The following is an 18,359-nucleotide window of genomic DNA, read 5'->3' on the forward strand; positions in this document are numbered from 1 at the left end:
GTAGCCTTCGATATGAACGTCCTGACCTTCAAACAGAAAATTGTAGCCTTCGATATGAACGTCCTGACCTTCAAACAGAAAATTCACCATTTCCTGTTCCAGCAATTTACGGTCATCCGGGTTCATCATGCTGAGTTTCTTTTCGTTGATCAGCATGGTCTGTTTGGCCATCCACTGTGACCAGGCTTCTTTAGAAATTTCATTGAAAATACGTTTGCCAATCTCGCCAGGGTACAGCTGGAAGTCTTGCCCTTCGGCATCGCGCTTGAGAAAGGTGCAAAAAATCGTTCTGCTCATGCTAATTCCTTATCGATCGTTCTTTTGGGGCGGTTATTTGCCAGTGGTCTGTTTTGCTAATTGCATCAGCAGACGTTCAACCGGCGCAGCCAGCCCGACGGATTGTGGTTGCGCTAAGTTATRCCAGAGACCCGCACCTTCATCCATGCAACCTGCCGGAGAACGCAGATTTAACCACATCGGGACGATATCCAGATGGAAATGGCTGAAAGTGTGACGAAAGGCGGTCTGCTGCTGCAACGCATTTTGCGTAACACCGTATTTTTGCAGCCCCAGCGTGAGTTCGTCTTCGGTCGAATATTGCGGGAAGCAGAACAATCCGCCCCACAGGCCGACGGACGGACGCTGCTCCAGCCAGACTTTATCCTCCTGCTGGATCATCAGCATAAAGGCCGTTTTTTCCGGTAACGTCGTCTTGGGTTTTTTCCCCGGATATTTTGCCCAGCTGTGATGTGCATAGGCTTCACAGCCTGACTTCACCGGACATAGCTCGCATTTCGGCTTACTGCGGGTACACACCATCGCACCCAGATCCATCATTGCCTGATTAAACTGCGCGACCCCTTCGGCAGGTGTGACGTCTTCACTGATCGCCCACAGTTTATTTTCGGTTTTCTTCTCGCCCGGCCAGCCGTCAACGGCGTAGCAGCGGGCCAGCACGCGTTTCACATTGCCGTCCAAAATGGGGTAATGCTGATTCAGTGCCAGCGACAAAACGGCACCCGCTGTGGAACGGCCAATGCCGGGCAGCGCAAGAATTTCATCAAAGGTTGTTGGAAATACGCCGCTGTGCTGGCTGACGATAGTTTGCGCTGCTTTATGCAGGTTTCGTGCGCGGGCGTAGTAACCCAGCCCGGTCCACAGATGCAGTACTTCATCGAGTGGCGCGGCGGCGAGATCAGACACCGTCGGGAAACGTTCCATAAAGCGTTCAAAATACGGGATGACAGTCGCTACCTGCGTTTGCTGCAACATCACTTCAGAAAGCCAGACTTTATAGGGGGTTTTTGCGATTTGCCAGGGCAGCGTTTTGCGGCCATAGCGCTGATACCAGTCGAGCACCAGCGGCGAAAAACTTTTTGCTTCCATAAAACCAGGGGTTTCCATCATGGGTGAATTACAGTCCGGCAGGGTTAAAAGACGGGGCTGATCACATCACAGTTCCCGTCTGGCTGTAAACCGGAACTTTCCGCACTGTATTGACGGATTTCCTGCCGTCAAACCTTGCTAATCGGGAGTAAGTTTGGATAATGCGCCTTTCCTTATATTCAGTGACCAAAGCACAGGCATCCGCGCGCGTGTACCGCGTCTTGCCAATCGGAGTGGAAACACCATGAAAAACGACGTCATTTCACCGGAGTTCGACGAGAACGGTCGCGCGATGCGCCGTATCCGTAGTTTTGTCCGCCGTCAGGGCCGTCTGACCAAAGGTCAGCAATTCGCGCTGGACAATTTCTGGCCGGTGATGGGCGTGGAGTTTCAGGCAGAACCTCTGGCAATTGATGCCTTGTTTGGTCGCCCGGCACCGGTTGTGCTGGAAATCGGTTTCGGGATGGGCACCTCGCTGGTCACGATGGCGAAACAGAACCCGGACCAGAATTTCATCGGCATTGAAGTTCACTCGCCTGGCGTCGGTGCCTGTCTTGCGACCGCGCATGAAGAGGGTGTCAGTAACCTGCGCGTAATGTGTCACGATGCGGTCGAAGTGTTGGAAAAAATGATTCCGGATGGCTCGCTTGACATGGTGCAGCTATTCTTTCCTGACCCGTGGCACAAAGCGCGTCATAATAAGCGCCGTATCGTGCAGCCGGAGTTCGTTGAGAAGCTGCGCAAAAAATTGAAAGTGGGCGGTGTATTCCACATGGCAACCGACTGGGAGCCTTATGCGGAGCACATGCTTGACGTCATGACCAGTTTAGAAAACTGGGTGAACCTGTCGCAGGAGGGCAATTATGTCCCGCGTCCGGAATCCCGCCCGGTGACCAAGTTCGAAATGCGTGGCCAGCGTTTAGGCCACGGCGTATGGGATCTGATGTTTGAGAGGAAGCAATAATGGCTACAAATCGCAGTCGTCGTTTACGTAAGAAGTTACACATTGCCGAGTTCCAGGAACTGGGCTTCTCTGTAAAATGGCGTTTCCCGGAAGGTACCGCGGTAGAAACCATTGACGAATCACTGGATAAATTCATTGACGGTGTGATCGAGCCAAACAAGCTGGCCTTCGACGGCAGTGGCTATCTGCAATGGGAAGGTCTGGTTTGCCGTCAGGACATCGGCCATTGCACTGATGAACAACGTGCGCTGGTCAAAAAATGGTTAGAAGACCATAAAATGGAAGACGTGGAAGTTTCTGAGTTATTCGATATCTGGTGGGACTGATTCTGCCGTCATCCTTCGAATTGTCTCTGCGTTGACTGCCTTCACTTACCCCGGTCACTTACTTTTGTAAGCTCCCGGGGATAAGTTCAGTTGTCGCCTTGATACAACTCGAATGATTTAGGCAGATCCTGAGGATCTCTGAATCTCATAAAGGTGCCTTCCGGCACCTTTGTTACATCTGGAGGCAGGACGTTGGGTACCGAACTTGATAACAGTTTGCTGGAAGATATTCTTGCGCAGGTCAGGCCGCTGATAGGTCGGGGTAAAGTGGCCGGTTACATTCCTGCTCTGGCGGAAGTCAGCCCCGATCATTTAGGAATCGCCGTGTGTACCACGAAAGGGGAGATCTTTCGTGCCGGTGATGCCGATATTCGTTTCTCGATCCAGTCGATCTCAAAAGTTCTCAGCCTGACGCTGGCGCTGACCCGTTATCAGGAAAGCGAAATCTGGCAGCGTGTCGGCAAAGAGCCGTCCGGTCAGCCATTCAATTCTCTGGTACAGCTTGAGCTGGAACAGGGTAAACCGCGTAACCCGTTCATCAATCCGGGCGCACTGGTGGTCTGCGATATGCTGCAAACCCGGCTTTCGGCACCGAAGCAGAGAATGCTGGAAGTGGTGCGTCAGCTGGCCGGATCGGCAGATCTCAACTACGATCGRCACGTTGCGCGTTCCGAGTTTGAGCACTCCGACCGCAATGCGGCGATTGCGTATCTGATGAAGTCTTTCGGTAATTTCGACAACGACGTCATCACCGTTTTGCACACCTATTTTCACTACTGCGCATTGCGCATGAGCTGTGAAGAGCTGGCGCGCACCTTTGTGTATCTGGCCAATAAAGGGCATCCGCTGGGTAGCGAGACACCGCTCATTGATGCCCGTCAGGCACGGCAGATTAATGCGATGATGGTGACCAGCGGTATGTACGATGGTGCGGGTGAGTTCGCCTATCGCGTCGGGATGCCGGGCAAATCCGGTGTCGGCGGCGGTATTATTGCCGTGGTGCCGGGGGAGATGTGTATCGCGGTATGGTCGCCGGAACTTGACGCGGCAGGGAACTCTTTGGCAGGTATTGCTGCCTTAGAACTACTGGCGCAACGTATTGGCCGTTCAATTTTTTGAGTTTGCTGTCTTAAGGGAGAGTACATGTTAGTAAAAAGTGGAGTGGTAAAAACCGGACTTGCTGCGTTGCTGGCTCTCAGTGCGTGGAGCGCACAGGCGGACTATCAGTGTGCCGTACAGCCTAAAGATGATGTGATCATTAAGCCGCAGACCGTTCAGGTGGTCGGCAACAGCGGTGATTTGCTGATCACGCCAAATGGTAACGTGACCCTCAACGGTAAAGACATGACCCTGAGCGCCAGACAGCGTCAGGAAGCGATCGATTATCAGGCCGGTTTGCGCCGCGACCTGCCGTGGATTGATCAGGGTGCGACGGCGCATCTCGAAAAAGGCCGCGTGGCGGTAGATCGGGTGATCGTCGAGAAACTGGGCACCGACAGCAACGTGCGTAACCGTCTGGTCACGCTCGACAAGCAACTGAAGCAACAAATGAACCTGATCATTGAGCACCGCGCCGACGGTCTGACCTTCCACCATAAAGCGGTGGATCAGGTTAAGCAAAACGGTCAGAAGCTGATGGAACAAACCATGGGCGGCGTGATGCAGGACAGCATCAACGAAATGGGCCTCAAACAGGCTACCAGCGGTGGGAATCCGTTGCAGGCGATGATGGGTAATCTTGGCGGGCTGCAGCAAGCCATTCAGGAAGAGTGGAACAAGCAGGAAAAAGAGTTCAAAGCCTTTGGCGATGACGTCTGTAAGCGTGTGACGAATCTGGATACTCAGCACAAAGCCTTGCTGGCGGATTTGAAAAAGTAACCGGCTAAATGACAGACACAAAAAAACCGCGATTACGCGGTTTTTTTGTTGGAAAACGAACCGTCCTTTGTGAACTGCACCTTACTCCCCCAAAAACAGCTCCAGCAGTGAGTTGAGGAATAATTTTCCTTTGCCGGTGATCTGCCAGTGCGTGGCGGTTTCCACCAGATATTCTTTGGTGATCGCTTCGTCAAGCTGTGCGCGTATCACCGACTCATCCAGCCCGGTATACAGACCAAACTCTTCACGCGGCGCGGCTTCCAGCAGGCGGAAGCGGTTCATGAAGAATTCAAACGGCAAATCTTCGGTTTCGACCGGATGTTGTTTGTCCATATAACGTCCCTGCATATAGCCGCGAGGATGTTTGGTTTTTACGGTACGCAGGATTTGCCCGTCGGGCTGCGTCAGTTTGCCATGCGCGCCACAACCGATGCCGAGATAATCCCCGAAGCGCCAGTAGTTCAGATTGTGCTGACACTGGTAGCCCGGTTTGGCATACGCCGAGGTTTCATACTGCTGATAACCAGCCGCAGTCAGCAACTGATCGCCTTGCTCGAAAATATCCCACAGTGCATCGTCATCCGGCAGGGTCGGCGGGCGCGAGGCGTACATTGTATTCGGCTCAATAGTCAGCTGATACCACGACAAATGCGGCGGGTTGAGTGCAATAGCCTGACGCAAATCGTCCAGCGCTTCTTCCAGCGTCTGATCCGGCAAGCCGTGCATCAGATCCAGATTGAAGCTGCGCAGGTTCAGGCCGGTCGCCAGATGCGCCGCGCGTGTGGCTTCGTCAGGGCCATGAATACGCCCCAGACGCTCCAGTTTCTGCGCATCAAAACTTTGCACGCCAATGGAGATACGGTTCACACCGGCGCGCTGATAGCCGCTGAAGCGGTCTGCTTCGACGGTACCCGGATTAGCTTCCATGGTGATTTCAGCATTAGCATCGAGCGGCAACCGCGCACGCACGCCGTCGAGCAGATTCTGCATCGCTTCGCTGCTCAGCAGACTTGGGGTTCCGCCGCCGATAAAAATCGTCCCCACACTGCGTCCGCCCACCAGATGCAGGTCTGCATCCAGATCAGCCAGCAGATGCGCGACATAATCGTCATGCGGCACTTCACCCTTTAACGCGTGCGAGTTGAAATCGCAGTAAGGGCATTTTTGCACGCACCACGGAATATGGATGTAGAGACTCAGCGGCGGTAACTTACGCATTCTTCTGTACAGCCTCTTTCATCGCGGCAAGCAATAGTTTCAGTGCCTGTCCACGGTGCGAGACCGCACTTTTTTCTTCACGGGTCAGTTCTGCGGCGGTCTTGCCCAGCTCAGGAACATAAAAAATCGGGTCATAACCGAAGCCGCCTTCGCCTGCTTCGGCAAAGGTAATCTCACCAGCCCAACTGCCGTGACACACCAGCGGCGTCGGGTCTTCAGCGTGGCGCATATATACCAGCACACAATGGAACCGCGCATCGCGCTGACCCTGTGGCACGTCTTTCAGCGCCACCAGCAGTTTATCGAGGTTTTGCTGATCGCTGGCATCAACGCCTGCGTAGCGTGCGGAGTAAATCCCCGGCGCGCCGCCGAGAAAATCCACCGCCAGACCTGAATCATCAGCAATGGCTGGCAAACCGGTGACCGCTGCCGCATGGCGGGCCTTCAGGATGGCGTTCTCAATGAACGTCAGCCCGGTTTCTTCGGCAGATTCAACACCGAGTTCCGTTTGTGCGACCACGTCCAGCCCGAAACTGGCCAGAAGATGTGCGAGCTCACGCACTTTACCGGCGTTGCCGGTAGCTAATACGACTTTCTGCATGGGAGAGTCCTGACGTAAACGTTATTCTGCGAGCAGTACCGCGACCTCAGTCGGGATATTTTGCGGATGTGTAATGCGGACTTGTTTATGGCGGCCCAGTTCGCCCTTTTCAATGCTGACCTGACTTTTGGCGACTTTAAACTGTTTTGCGAGAAATTTCACCAGATGTGTGTTCGCCTGACCATCAACCGGCGGGGCGGTGATGGCGACTTTCAGTTCGTCGCCATGCAAACCCACCAGGCTGTCGCGGCTGGCTTTGGGCTGGATAACCAGCCGCAAAACCAGCGCATCAGATTGCCAGAACGCCGGGCTTAAAGCTGGAACCACAACGCACCCAGCAGATCCATCCCCAGATAATTCAGCATATAGAGGATAAGGATCACCACCATCGCCGAGAAATCGATGCCGCCCATCGCCGGAAGAATACGACGGATTGGCGCCATCAGCGGCTCAGTCAGTTGCATCAGCAGGTAATCCATCGGCCCGCGGCCCTGGCTCACCCAGCTCATCAGCGAGCGGATAATCACCAGCCAGAACACCAGATAACCGGCGGCTTTAACCAGCCCTATCAGGCCAATCAGCAGGCTGCTCAGACCAAAGAAGATCGCGCCGCTTTGAATAAGCAACAGCAGCGGGAATTTGATGGTGCAAAGGATAAACGCCAGCAGCAAACTCGCGCTGTCAATTGGGCCCAGCGGCGGAATAATCCGGCGAAGTGGGCCGATAACAGGCTGAGTAATTTTCACCACGAACTGTGAAAACGGGTTATAAAAATCTGTACGTGCCCATTGCATCCAGATGCGCAGTAGCAGAACCATCACGTAGAGATCTATGAGGGTTTTAACCAGAAACGTCAGCGTTAACATAATTCTCCTATGCCCTTCATCCTTCGCGTGTCGTCTTGAGGCAACACGAATGATTTTGGGCAGTGTTATTTTATTATTTGCTCTTATTAGAACAGTTTTTCCATTTCCTGCGCGCGGGTAATGGCGGCCTGCATGGCCTCGGAGACAATCTCCGGTAATTTACGGTCGGTGAAAACCTTCAGAGCTTCAAACGTCGTGCCGCCTTTGGACGTCACATTCTCACGAAGTTGTGACAATGGCGTGTCCGGACTGGCGGCGACTAAAGCACTGGCGCCGCTGGCGGCTTGCTCAACCAGCATCCGTGCGGTTTCAGCGCTGAAACCCAGACGTTGCGCTTCAGCCTGCATTGCTTCCATAAACAGGAAGAAATACGCCGGGGCGCTGCCTGCGGCGGCAATTACGTGGTTGATACCTTCTTCGGTATCGACCCAGCAAATTTTCCCGACGGCGGTCATCAGTTCGCCGCTGTAATCACGGTCTGCCTGAGAAACCTGAGAAGGTGCGTACAGGCCACTCATGCCTTTCCCGACCAGGGATGGCGTGTTCGGCATGATACGCACGATGTTCAGATTATCGCCCAGCAACTCGCAGAAGCGCGCCACACTGACGCCTGCGGCAATCGACAGTACCAGCTTGTCGCTAAAATCCACGTCTTTTTGCAGTGCTTTACACACATCGGCCATCATTTGCGGTTTTACCGACAAAACAACGACATCCGCCTCCTTTGCACAGCCGCTGTTATCGCTGCTGCTTTGCACGCCATATTTATCAGCCAGCGCATCGCGATGCGTGGTGGAAGGGGCACAAACGCTGATGAGATTTGCCGGATAGCCGCTCTCGACCAGGCCGGAAATACTTGCGCCCGCCATATTACCGGCGCCGATAAAACTGATTTTGCGATGTTGCATTCATGCTCCTTGCTTTTAATGGGGGCTGAATTGAGCCTATCAAGAGTAAAGCAGTAAACCCAAAGATAAAGGTTACTGTTTTATGGTGTAATCACGGGCACCGAAAATGGCGGTCCCGATGCGAACCATCGTGCTGCCAGCCGCAATTGCCGCAGGCATATCATCGGTCATACCCATCGACAGCGTATCGGCCTGCGGACAAATATTTTGTAAATCTTTCAGCGCATCCCGCATCTTGCCGAAGACCTCAAGCTGTCGCGCGTGATCCGTTTCCACTGCCGGAATCGCCATCAGGCCGCGCAGTATCAGGCGGGGCATCGCCATAATCTGTCGGGCCAGTTCTGCGATATCGCCCACTGCAATGCCGGATTTACTGGCCTCATCACTGATGTTGACCTGAATCAGCACCTGTAAAGGCGCTAAACCGGCCGGACGTTGTTCGTTCAGCCGCTGGGCGATTTTCAGGCGGTCAATGGTATGGCACCAGTCAAAGTTCTCCGCCACCAGGCGGCTTTTATTCGACTGCAATGGCCCGATGAAATGCCAGGTCAGCGCAGGCTGATGTCCGGCAAAGTGGGCAATCTTATCCACGCCTTCCTGCACGTAGTTTTCGCCGAACGCTAACTGCCCGGCGGCAATCGCTTCTTCGACAGCGCTCGCAGGTTTTGTTTTGCTGACTGCAAGCAAGGTAATTTCTTCTGGAGACCTGCCGCAATGTTGTGCAGCGGCTGCGATTTTCTCGCGGACATTCTGTAAGTTCTGCTCAATAGCGTTTTGCTGACTAAGGCTCATAGGGACTCAGGAGGATTTCAACATGGATATTGATGGATTAGTGGGACGTAGTGTAAAGCAAAATGCCTCCGATCTGCACCTTTGTACCGGCTATCCGCCTGTGTTGCGCATTGACGGGGAATTATGTCGCTGTGAAGATCTGCCGGTGGTGGAGGCTTCGCAGATGCTGGGGCTGATCCATGCGTGGCTGGATGCCAATGAACAACATACTTTGCAGCTGGCCGGACAGGTGGATAAAGCGCTGACATTGGGTGATGGCGTGCGGATGCGGCTCAATATCTTTCAGCAACTGCACGGGTTGTCTGCGGCGCTGAGACCGGTGCCTGCCCGTTGCCCCGAGCTGGCTGCGTTGAGGGTGCCGGATATCTTGCAGCATGTGATTATGCAGGAAGACGGCCTGATTTTGGTCACCGGCGCGACGGGCAGCGGGAAATCCACCACGCTGGCGGCGCTGATTGATCATCTCAACCGCCATGCGAAGCGCCATATTATTACGCTGGAAGACCCCATTGAGCTTATCCATACTGGCAGGCACTGTCTGATTCAGCAGCGCGAACTCGGGCTGCATACGCGTTCATTTGGTGAAGCGGTGCGCGGTGCTCTGCGTGAAGATCCGGATGTATTGTTACTGGGCGAACTGCGTGACACTGACAGTATCCGGCTGGCGCTGACGGCGGCAGAAACCGGCCATCTGGTTCTCGCGACACTGCATACGCGCAACGCCACACAGGCCATTGACCGGCTGGTTGATGTGTTTCCGGCAGAAGAAAAAGCGTTTGTCCGCGCGCAACTGGCGGGTAGCCTGCGGGCCGTGATCGCGCAAAAACTGGCGGTGACTGAAGAAAAGGATGGGAGAAAAGCGGGAAGGGTAGCGCTTTTTGAAGTGCTGACCTCCACACCGGCGGTGTGCAATTTAATTCGTGAAGGGAAAACGCATCAGCTGGCGGATATCCTGCAAACCGGCGCGCAGGCCGGCATGCAGACGTTCGCACAAAGCCGTCAGCAGCGGCAACGTGCGGGATTACTGGCGGAAGATCAGGACTGACTCCACTGTTTCTCGAACCAGCTTTCCAGAATAATGACGGCGGAAGCGGCATCCACGCTGCCTTTATCCAGCGCACGGAAACCGCCGCGATCGAACAAATCAGCGCGGGCTTCTACGGTACTCAGGCGTTCGTCGTGCAGTTCAACCTGAACGCCAAAACGGCCATGCAGACGGTTGGCAAATTTGCGCGCACGGGCGGTCAGGGGTTGTTCTGTGCCGTCCATGTTCAGCGGCAAACCGACAACCACCAGATCCGGCAGCCACTCTTTCAGCAGTTTTTCAATTTTCTGCCAGTCCGGTGTGCCGTCCTGCGCTTTAAACGAGGTCAGCGGACGGGCGGTGCCGGTGACTTCCTGACCAATAGCCAGACCGATGCTTTTGGTGCCGAAGTCGAAAGCAAAAACCGTGCGGTTTGCCATTATGCGTGCCCCGCATGGGTGGCGAGCTGTCCGACGTCAACGCCGATCATTTTCGCTGCTTCGCGCCAGCGGTCAGCAATGGGGGTGCGGAACAAAATATCGCTGCTGGCTTCAATGGTCAGCCACGAGTTTTCCAGTAATTCTTTTTCAAGCTGGCCCTGTTCCCATGCGGCATAACCCAGTGCCACCAGCACATCTTTTGGCTGATCGGGCGTGCCCAGCGTTTCCAGCACGTCTTTCGAGGTGGTGATCATCGTGCAGTCAGAGATGCGGATGCTGGAGCCAAAACCTTCGCGCGGCGTATGCAAAATGAAACCGCGATCGTCTGCCAGCGGCCCCCCGGAAAAAACCGGGCGATCAAGACGAATACTCAGGTCACGGGGTTCGGGGGTGATGTCGAGTTTGTCGAGTACGCTTTCAATGGTGAAATCGTCGACCAGTTTGTTAATCACCAGCCCCATGGCGCCGTCTTCATTGTGTTCGCAGATGTACACGACCGAACGTTTGAACTGGGGTTCATCCAGGCCAGGCATCGCAATAAGAAAGTGATGTTGTAGATTCATGGTATGCAGGATGTTTAACCTCAGAATTGAAATCAGTGCAGGCAGGCCAGTTTATTACGTCAGGCTCGCCAAAAAAAGCGGGTTATCCAGCAATGCTGAACAACCCGTTTATCGATTTTAATCTGTGCTTATCGTGAAGCCAGACGTTTCTCGATGGCGTCCATCAGCATGCCGGTGATGGAAATCGGGAAGGCGGCTTCGATTTCACGTGCACAGGTCGGGCTGGTGACGTTAATTTCCGTCAGACGATCGCCGATAATATCCAGACCGACAAAAATCAGGCCTTTTTGCTTGAGGATTGGCGCAACGGTACGGGCAATTGCCCAGTCACTTTCGCTCAGCGGACGGGCTTCGCCACGGCCTCCGGCAGCCAGATTACCGCGGGTTTCACCCTGCGCCGGAATACGCGCCAGGCAGTAAGGCACCGGTTCGCCGTCGACCACCAGAACGCGTTTGTCACCGTCCTTGATGGCTGGCAGGTAGTTTTGTGCCATACAGAAACGGCTGCCGTGTTCGGTCAGTGTTTCGATAACGACGGAGACGTTGGCATCTTCAGGTTTCAGACGGAAAATGGAAGCGCCACCCATGCCATCGAGTGGCTTGAGGATCACGTCAGTGTGTTCTTTATGGAACGCTTTCAACTGCGCTGCATTGCGGGTAACCAGCGTATCTGGCGTCAGTTCAGGGAACCACGCGGTGAACAGCTTCTCGTTACAGTCGCGCAGGCTCTGCGGTTTATTGACGATCAGCGTGCCTTTTTCTTCGGCACGTTCGAGGATGTAAGTGGCATAAATGAATTCGGTATCGAACGGCGGATCCTTACGCATCAGGATCACGTCCAGTTCCTGCAGGGCGATATCCTGCTCTGTGCCAAACTCATACCAGCCATCGTAATCCTGCTTCACGCTGAGTTTTTTGGTGGTCGCACGGCCTTCGCCGCCGCGCAGATACAGGGAATTCATTTCCATGTAATGCAGTTCGTAACCACGACTCTGCGCTTCCAGCAACATAGCGAAACTGGTGTCTTTTTTAATGTTGATGGAAGAGATCGGATCCATCACGATGCCAAGCTTAATCATTTGGTTTCCTCTTAACCCAGATCGCCGAAACGAACCTGTAAGGCTGTAATCGCGGTGAGTGCTGTGGTTTCTGTACGCAGAACACGGGGTCCCAGCAGGATATCAGTAAATCCGTAGCCGGAGGTCATTGCAATTTCTTCAGCGGATAAACCGCCTTCCGGACCGATCAGCAGGCGGACATGGCTTACCGGCAGCGGCAGGGTGTTAATGCTGTGGCTGGCGCGCGGGTGCAGGTTCAGCTTCAGGCTGTCGTCCTGCTCGTTGCACCAGGCTTCGAGCTGCATCGCCGGACGAATTTCAGGGATACGGTTACGTCCGCACTGTTCGCAGGCGGCAATGGCGATTTTCTGCCACTGCTGCAATTTTTTCTCCAGACGTTCGCCGTCAAGTTTGACGCCACAGCGCTCGGAAAACAGCGGAGTAATCGTATTCACGCCCAGCTCAATAGATTTCTGAATGGTGAATTCCATCTTCTCGCCACGCGAGATCACCTGACCAAGATGCAGATTCAGCGGGGATTCATTATCCGCCAGCACGCCCTGATTCAGGCTGACACGCACACTTTTCTTATCAACCTGCGTGATGCTGGCTTCGAAGACCTGGTTGCTGCCGTCAAATAACTGAATCGCCTGACCCGGCTGCATACGCAGAACGCGCCCGACGTGATTGGCGGCATCTTCGCTCAGCGCAATCTCGCTGTGAGCGGTCAGGATTTCCGGATGATAAATGCGGGGTATGCGCATGTGCGGCTGCTGTCCTTAAAGTGGTGAAGTGGGCTATTTTGGCAACTGTTGCCAGCCCTGTCGCTGACTATTGTGCCCTATAGTAGGTTAGCTTTTTCTTTGCACGCAAGCCTGCTGAACGTAAGGGTTGTGATTCCCCTGTACCCTGGCAATGCGGTTATCGCGTTCACATTCCCATGAAGTGACCGGATACTGGCGATCCCAGGCGGTAAACAACTGTGTCTGCTGGCGGGATAAATTCAGTTTGTACTGGTCACGCATGTAGAAGTAAGTGCGCGCAATGGCCCCACGGGCGCGGGCTGGCGGCTCGGCGGCTTTGGCTTTGAAGTCGATTTTCATTTCACAGCTGCCATACTGACCTTCGCCACCGTTCCACTGGCTGTACATGAAATTATTGCGGTCGCCGTTCACTTCACCGATGGCCGGTTCAAGGTTGTGCAGGTCAGTTTCAACCTTGCGATAGTCGGCGCTTTTCGCGCAATTTTTGCGCCCGCCATCCTGCCAGCATTGCATCTGGTGGCCGAACTGCCACGCGGGAACCACATGTTCCCATTCGATCCGGCTGGCGCGCTGTTCACTTTTACGTACCGCGTAACCGCAGGATTGCAGATCCGGCGTGCCTTTTTTCCCCTGCCAGCTGATATCGCAGCCGCAGTAAAATGTTGGCGCGCCCTGATTGATTTTCACGGCAGCGGCTTTGGCCTGACTGAAGTTATTGATGGCGTTGCCGGACTGGCTGAAGGCGCTCAGCGGTGTCAGCGCACTGATAAACAGAAAAGATAAGAACGTTTTATGAAACATGTTTCTGAAAGACCCAGGACTAAAAGGCCGGAAGGGTAACGGATGCGGCGCGATGTGACAATGGGACTTTGCTGCTAATGAGTGATTGAAAAATCAGCAATTAGTGATGCCGTTAGCGTTAAAACGTAACAGTTCGCCGCAATGGCGGCAGCGGTATTCCGACTCCTTGCGCATCACCTTATTGTGGCGTCGCACGGTCAACAGGTGGTCGCGGCAGGCGCATAAATACGGATAGGTTTTACTTTGCACGGATGCCACTTCGAACTTGTGGGTTCTGCTCGCTGAGACACCCAGCACATGTTCCATCATCCAGCGCCACTCTTTGCCGTGCGGTGCAGGAGCGCGACCAAAACGGCGGTATACCAGCAAATGGGCCAGCTCGTGTGGCACCACTTCATCGATAAACGGTTGCTGATTTTCCAGCAGTAATACCGGATTAAGGCGGATTTGCCAGTGTTGCAGATACGCGCTTCCCGCGCTGGTGCCGCGTTGCTGATAGTTGATTTCCGGCTCCGTGTAATCGGTGCCAAAAAACTGATTTGCCATCTGGAGTTTTTCCCGCAGGCAGCGCATAACGGCTTGTTGCAGGGCGATGGGGAGACGTGAGGTTTTCATCTGGCGAAGGATAAATCTGGCGGGGGAGAGATGCAATATGGAATTCCTCCCCTTTGCAGGGGAGGAATGGCAGGCTTATTTATTGCTAACTTACTTACCGATGTCGCGCAGGGCTTCACCTTTCATCAGGTTGCGTTCGATGTGTTCCAGTGAGACGTTTTTGGTCTCAGGGATCAGCGCAATAGTGATGAAGATGAAGACCACGTTCAGCGCGGCGTACACCCAGAAGGTATTGGCATTGCCGAGGCTGTCGAGCATGGTCAGGAAGGTTGCGCCGACAATCATGTTGGCGATCCAGTTGGTCGCAGTAGACACGGTGATACCAAAATCGCGGCCTTTCAGCGGCTGAATTTCAGAACACAGTACCCAAATCAGCGGACCAGCACTCATCGCAAAACCAACGATGAACATCAGCAGCATGGCAATGGAGAAGTATTTCGCCGCATCGGATTCGACACCGATATGCAGCATAGTACCCAGCACACCCATACCGACTGCCATCACCAGGAAGCCCAGTTTCAGCGTAGGTTTACGGCCCCAGCGGTCAACCAGACCGATGGCGATGAACGTCGCCAGAACGTTAACCAGCCCGACGATCACCGTGCCCCACATCTGTTGAGAGGTGCTGGCGAAACCGGCGATGCCGAAGATTTTTGGTGCGTAGTACATGATGACGTTCATACCGGTGAACTGCTGCATGACCTGCAACAGAACGCCGAGGTAAACCGCACGACGGAAGTTTTTGTTATTAACGAACAAACCCCAGCCGCTTTGTTTTACTTTCAGACTTTCACGGATTTCATCCAGTTCATGTTTTGCCTGCTCACTGGAATCACGCAGTTTTTCCAGTACGCGGCGTGCTTTACCGTCATCGCCACGAGCGGCCAGCCAGCGCGGGCTGTCCGGCAGAAAGAAGACGCCAACCAGCAACAGCAATGCCGGAATGGTGATGATGCCCAGCATCCAGCGCCATGCACCGGTGTAGCTGAACGCGGTATCCGACAGGTATGCGGCCAGAATACCGATGGTGATCATCAACTGGTACATGGAAATCATGCTGCCGCGGATTTTTTCCGGTGCGATTTCTGACAGGTAAATCGGTGCGGTGTAAGAGGCAATACCGACAGCCAGACCCAGCAGAACACGGGCAACAATCAGCACTTCTGTGTTGGGCGCAAAGGCGGAACACAGGGAGCCGACAACGAACAGAACTGCGCCGATCATCAGGCTGAATTTACGTCCCAGACGGAAGTTCAGCCAGCCACTGCCGACAGCACCGACGGCGGCACCAAACATCATGGAGCTGACAACCCATTCCTGTTGGTGGTTAGTAATCTGGAAGTCATGGCTGATAAAGGGCAGGGCGCCCGCGATGACGCCGATATCTAAGCCGAACAGCAGTCCGGCAAGTGCAGCAAGAAAACAGACAAAGAAAGTGACGCTTTTGTTCGAGCGTTTTCCTTTGGTCGAAGTTGAGTTGTTCATCCGGTCTCCAAAATAATGCAATCGTTTTGAGTTTGTAATAATGCTTAGGCTGTTATGTTATTAACCCTGCACACAGCTTAACGTGAACCCGGTCACAGTGTTGTAATCGTTTACACTAATAGGTGTGGCTGGGTATCTTGTTTCTGAAGGGTTTCAAACGGATAGCGTAACAGGAAGGAGATGTGCCTGAGAGTAATAGCCCATAAATTGATTTATATCAATCAATACAGTGTTTCAAACTTTTACATATACAAATAACTTATTAATTTATAACAAATTATTTTCTGTAACCGTTTTCATTTTAGCCATCATCTGGCCATAAAACTTCCCGCTTCCTGCTTTTGAGTGTAATCGTTGAAATACTCAATTCGGACTTTTTCAGACGATGCTGAAGCCGAAAATGGTAACGATGGGCTGTATGGCTTGCCCGGATAGACGTTTTTCTTCAGCTCTTTCCACTGGCACCGTGCTTCCTTTTTATCGCTGTCACACAGGCCAATACGCTGTACCAGCAGATGGATATTGCCGGTATTGGTAATTTGCTGAGTAGATGGATCCCAACCCAGTCTGGCGACCGGTTTTGCTGGCGGCACCATGACGACGACCCCCCAGACAATGGTCAGGTTCAGTTCGCTGGTGAAATTTTTGTTGCTGGCAGGGTTTTTGAATTCTTCCGGAGTCATTGACTGAAAATGCACGCGGTAGATTTTTTCTTCGTTGCTTTCACCGAGGCCGACGATCCTCACCGGCTGGCTGTTACCGGCGGGCAAACCAAATTTTAGCGGCGAGACCACCAGACTGTTTTGTGCGCCCTGTGGTGCAGGCGTTTCACTTTCCTGTGGTGTGCCGGGGTTATGAACCTCGGTGATTTTTCCCTGAATATACTGGGTAGTTTCGCTTTTAGAACTGATGACCAGTGCAGCAGCATGTTGTTCGTTAAGCGTTACTTTCATCGGTGAAACGGTGATGTTGGCAAAACACAGGACAGGTATGGTCAGCATCAGTAACGGGAGCAGTTTCAGGTCTGAGACCCGCCTTTGTATTTGTGATCTGCGCATAAAAATCCTTACGTGAATGCGGTGATGAAGTGCAATCCGTTGCCAGGAGAATCTCCTAAAGCTGTGGCGTAAAATTCACAATCAGATGTCCGGTATAATGCCCGGCTTGTTTACTGTTGATATCCATTGTCTTGGTGCTGAGTTCCAGTGGTGCAGGAACACACAATACTGCCTGTGGGATCCCTGGCAGATGCACTGGCCGGGTATGAGCGGTCTGAATATCAGAAATTACCAGATCATCACCGCGTATTACGCTGACGTATTTACCGTCGGGTGCCTGCATTCGCACATAATAATCAATGCGTCCTGAATCCAAATTAGTGTCGCCGTGATCAGAATAAATAGAGAAGTATCCGTTATTGCGCTGGGTTGTCCCCTGCTGCTGATCGTCAAATTTCAGGGTGAAACTGGTACTGTTCGAGCCATACCCATCGTACAAACACATATCTATAGTAGCCGAGCCGTTCATTTGCGTTTGATTACCTTTAGTGCCGGGCAACGGGCGCAGGTTAAGGTCAACGCGCGGTGCGGCTTCGCCAAATTCGGGTAAGTAGATTTGCTGGTTGTTATTGTCAGTGACGTTGAGGGTGATGTGCGCTGTCCATCTGGCCAGATTTTTACCCGGGGACCACTGCCACAGATCCAGCGCCAGTGTACCTTCCCAGACTCCGCCAACCGGAAGTTTTTTCAATTCATCCCCGTTGATAAACATATAGAGAAAGGTTTCTTTGGCACCGTTGTCAGCCCCCGCAGTGACTAAAAAATGCGTGCCATCTGCCGAACTCGAATGGTAGCCTTTGAGATTAATAACGGCTTGCAGGCCGCTCTTCTTCTCAGTAAAGAGAGTAGGAATAAGCGTATCCCCTGTTGCTCCCCAGTCTCCATTCGCATTTTTGGCTTCGCCACTTTTACATTGCCCGGTCTCCGGAGACGTATTTGATAAACACCGCCAGTTATTTCTCCCCCATAACCTCGGGTCTTCGGTGTCATAACCTCCACTTTCATGCGTCCAGATGCCGAGTGTACTGGGCGGTGTTCCTCTGTCAAAAGTTGCGCTTACAGGCGTATCTCGTCCGGCAGGAGGCACGCTTTCTGCAAGTGCTGGCAGTATTGTCAGCACAGGTGCCAGAGTGGCAAACAGTGCAAAAAAACATGCTCTTTTAACGGACATATTCACTTTCCTTAAAGCTGCGGTGTAAAATTCACAATCAGATGTCCGGTATAATGCCCGGCTTGTTTACTGTTGATATCCATTGTCTTGGTGCTGAGTTCCAGTGGCGCAGGAACACACAATACTGCCTGTGGGATCCCGGGCAGATGTACAGGCCGGATATGAGCGGTCTGAATATCAGAAATCACCAGATCATCACCGCGTATTACGCTGACGTATTTGCCGTCGGGTGCCTGCATTCGCACATAATAATCAATGCGTCCTGAATCCAAATTAGTGTCGCCGTGATCAGAATAAATAGAGAAGTATCCGTTATTGCGCTCGGTTGTCCCCTGCTGCTGATCGTCAAATTTCAGGGTGAAACTGGTGCTGTTCGAGCCATACCCATCGTACAAACACATATCTATAGTAGCCGAGCCGTTCATTTGCGTTTGATTACCT

At 53.1% G+C, this 18,359-nt stretch carries 23 protein-coding genes; 5 read left to right on the forward strand and 18 right to left on the reverse strand.

The window, feature by feature from the left end; all coding sequences use genetic code 11:
• Both AC1DUO_RS21110 and mutY read right to left on the reverse strand, forming a co-directional pair.
• On the reverse strand, positions 1-297 hold a 297-nt coding region (locus AC1DUO_RS21110; protein ID WP_477988595.1), incomplete at its 3' end, for an oxidative damage protection protein.
• 33 nt (positions 298-330) lie between these two features.
• Positions 331-1,407, reverse strand: a complete 1,077-nt coding sequence (gene mutY, locus AC1DUO_RS21115) for an A/G-specific adenine glycosylase (protein WP_477988598.1) — start codon at positions 1,405-1,407, stop codon at positions 331-333.
• A gap of 223 nt (positions 1,408-1,630) precedes the next feature.
• Here mutY and trmB point away from each other — a divergent pair, with 223 nt between their 5' ends.
• The 4 genes from trmB to AC1DUO_RS21135 all read left to right on the forward strand — a co-directional run bounded on the left by trmB (position 1,631) and on the right by AC1DUO_RS21135 (position 4,554).
• On the forward strand, positions 1,631-2,350 hold the full coding sequence (gene trmB / locus AC1DUO_RS21120; RefSeq protein WP_013576839.1) for a tRNA (guanosine(46)-N7)-methyltransferase TrmB: 720 nt from the start codon (positions 1,631-1,633) through the stop codon (positions 2,348-2,350).
• Positions 2,350-2,676 (forward strand): YggL family protein, encoded by a 327-nt coding sequence (locus AC1DUO_RS21125; RefSeq protein WP_013576838.1) that lies wholly within the window; start codon positions 2,350-2,352, stop codon positions 2,674-2,676. The genes trmB and AC1DUO_RS21125 overlap by 1 nt, the downstream gene beginning before the upstream one ends.
• Before the next feature lie 192 nt (positions 2,677-2,868).
• On the forward strand, positions 2,869-3,795 hold the full coding sequence (gene glsB / locus AC1DUO_RS21130; RefSeq protein ID WP_013576837.1) for a glutaminase B: 927 nt from the start codon (positions 2,869-2,871) through the stop codon (positions 3,793-3,795).
• A gap of 24 nt (positions 3,796-3,819) precedes the next feature.
• A complete protein-coding gene (locus AC1DUO_RS21135; RefSeq protein WP_013576836.1) occupies positions 3,820-4,554 on the forward strand; it encodes a YggN family protein in 735 nt (244 codons plus the stop codon).
• Between the two features lie 81 nt (positions 4,555-4,635).
• Here AC1DUO_RS21135 and hemW read toward each other — a convergent pair whose 3' ends face one another.
• The 6 genes from hemW to AC1DUO_RS21165 form a co-directional block, all read right to left on the reverse strand.
• Positions 4,636-5,772 carry a radical SAM family heme chaperone HemW gene (gene hemW, locus AC1DUO_RS21140; RefSeq protein WP_013576835.1) on the reverse strand — a complete coding sequence of 379 codons (1,137 nt, stop codon included), beginning with the start codon at positions 5,770-5,772 and terminating at the stop codon, positions 4,636-4,638.
• The gene (locus tag AC1DUO_RS21145) at positions 5,765-6,373 is read right to left on the reverse strand and encodes an XTP/dITP diphosphatase (RefSeq protein ID WP_119261936.1); all 609 of its coding nucleotides are present in this window, start codon (positions 6,371-6,373) and stop codon (positions 5,765-5,767) included. The genes hemW and AC1DUO_RS21145 overlap by 8 nt, the downstream gene beginning before the upstream one ends.
• Before the next feature lie 21 nt (positions 6,374-6,394).
• Positions 6,395-6,700, reverse strand: a complete 306-nt coding sequence (gene yggU, locus AC1DUO_RS21150; RefSeq protein ID WP_013576833.1) for a DUF167 family protein YggU — start codon at positions 6,698-6,700, stop codon at positions 6,395-6,397.
• Complete coding sequence (locus tag AC1DUO_RS21155; RefSeq protein ID WP_112150889.1) at positions 6,685-7,239, reverse strand: YggT family protein; 555 nt, start codon at positions 7,237-7,239, stop codon at positions 6,685-6,687. The genes yggU and AC1DUO_RS21155 overlap by 16 nt, the downstream gene beginning before the upstream one ends.
• Positions 7,240-7,325: 86 nt before the next feature.
• Complete coding sequence (gene proC, locus AC1DUO_RS21160; RefSeq protein ID WP_477988608.1) at positions 7,326-8,147, reverse strand: pyrroline-5-carboxylate reductase; 822 nt, start codon at positions 8,145-8,147, stop codon at positions 7,326-7,328.
• Between the two features lie 72 nt (positions 8,148-8,219).
• Positions 8,220-8,939 carry a YggS family pyridoxal phosphate-dependent enzyme gene (locus tag AC1DUO_RS21165; RefSeq protein ID WP_119261935.1) on the reverse strand — a complete coding sequence of 240 codons (720 nt, stop codon included), beginning with the start codon at positions 8,937-8,939 and terminating at the stop codon, positions 8,220-8,222.
• A gap of 22 nt (positions 8,940-8,961) precedes the next feature.
• On the opposite strand from AC1DUO_RS21165, the gene AC1DUO_RS21170 reads away from it, so the two are divergent.
• Entirely contained in the window at positions 8,962-9,984 is a 1,023-nt protein-coding gene (locus tag AC1DUO_RS21170) for a type IV pilus twitching motility protein PilT (protein WP_119261934.1), read from the forward strand.
• On the opposite strand, the gene ruvX is transcribed toward AC1DUO_RS21170, so the two are convergent.
• From ruvX to AC1DUO_RS21220, 10 genes are all read right to left on the reverse strand, one after another.
• Complete coding sequence (ruvX, locus tag AC1DUO_RS21175; RefSeq protein ID WP_013576828.1) at positions 9,975-10,403, reverse strand: Holliday junction resolvase RuvX; 429 nt, start codon at positions 10,401-10,403, stop codon at positions 9,975-9,977. The two genes, AC1DUO_RS21170 and ruvX, sit on opposite strands and share 10 nt — an antisense overlap.
• Positions 10,403-10,966 carry a YqgE/AlgH family protein gene (locus AC1DUO_RS21180; RefSeq protein WP_013576827.1) on the reverse strand — a complete coding sequence of 188 codons (564 nt, stop codon included), beginning with the start codon at positions 10,964-10,966 and terminating at the stop codon, positions 10,403-10,405. The genes ruvX and AC1DUO_RS21180 overlap by 1 nt, the downstream gene beginning before the upstream one ends.
• 128 nt (positions 10,967-11,094) lie before the next feature.
• Entirely contained in the window at positions 11,095-12,045 is a 951-nt protein-coding gene (gshB, locus tag AC1DUO_RS21185) for a glutathione synthase (RefSeq protein WP_013576826.1), read from the reverse strand.
• 11 nt (positions 12,046-12,056) lie between these two features.
• Positions 12,057-12,788: a 16S rRNA (uracil(1498)-N(3))-methyltransferase gene (rsmE, locus tag AC1DUO_RS21190; RefSeq protein WP_112150887.1), complete on the reverse strand. Its 732-nt coding sequence runs from the start codon at positions 12,786-12,788 to the stop codon at positions 12,057-12,059.
• A gap of 87 nt (positions 12,789-12,875) precedes the next feature.
• Positions 12,876-13,589 carry a deoxyribonuclease I gene (endA, locus tag AC1DUO_RS21195; protein WP_119261933.1) on the reverse strand — a complete coding sequence of 238 codons (714 nt, stop codon included), beginning with the start codon at positions 13,587-13,589 and terminating at the stop codon, positions 12,876-12,878.
• A 93-nt stretch (positions 13,590-13,682) separates the two neighbouring features.
• Positions 13,683-14,204 carry a SprT family zinc-dependent metalloprotease gene (locus AC1DUO_RS21200; protein WP_119261932.1) on the reverse strand — a complete coding sequence of 174 codons (522 nt, stop codon included), beginning with the start codon at positions 14,202-14,204 and terminating at the stop codon, positions 13,683-13,685.
• Positions 14,205-14,294: 90 nt separating this feature from the next.
• A complete protein-coding gene (locus tag AC1DUO_RS21205; protein WP_013576822.1) occupies positions 14,295-15,689 on the reverse strand; it encodes a sugar porter family MFS transporter in 1,395 nt (464 codons plus the stop codon).
• 308 nt (positions 15,690-15,997) lie between these two features.
• Positions 15,998-16,747 carry a fimbria/pilus periplasmic chaperone gene (locus AC1DUO_RS21210; protein ID WP_119261931.1) on the reverse strand — a complete coding sequence of 250 codons (750 nt, stop codon included), beginning with the start codon at positions 16,745-16,747 and terminating at the stop codon, positions 15,998-16,000.
• Positions 16,748-16,802: 55 nt separating this feature from the next.
• On the reverse strand, positions 16,803-17,918 hold the full coding sequence (locus AC1DUO_RS21215; RefSeq protein WP_112197168.1) for a CfaE/CblD family pilus tip adhesin: 1,116 nt from the start codon (positions 17,916-17,918) through the stop codon (positions 16,803-16,805).
• 11 nt (positions 17,919-17,929) lie between these two features.
• A partial coding sequence (locus AC1DUO_RS21220) for a CfaE/CblD family pilus tip adhesin (protein ID WP_477988611.1) occupies positions 17,930-18,359 on the reverse strand: 430 nt, incomplete at its 5' end.

It is taken from the genome of Rahnella sp. P4_A8, assembly GCF_056402435.1.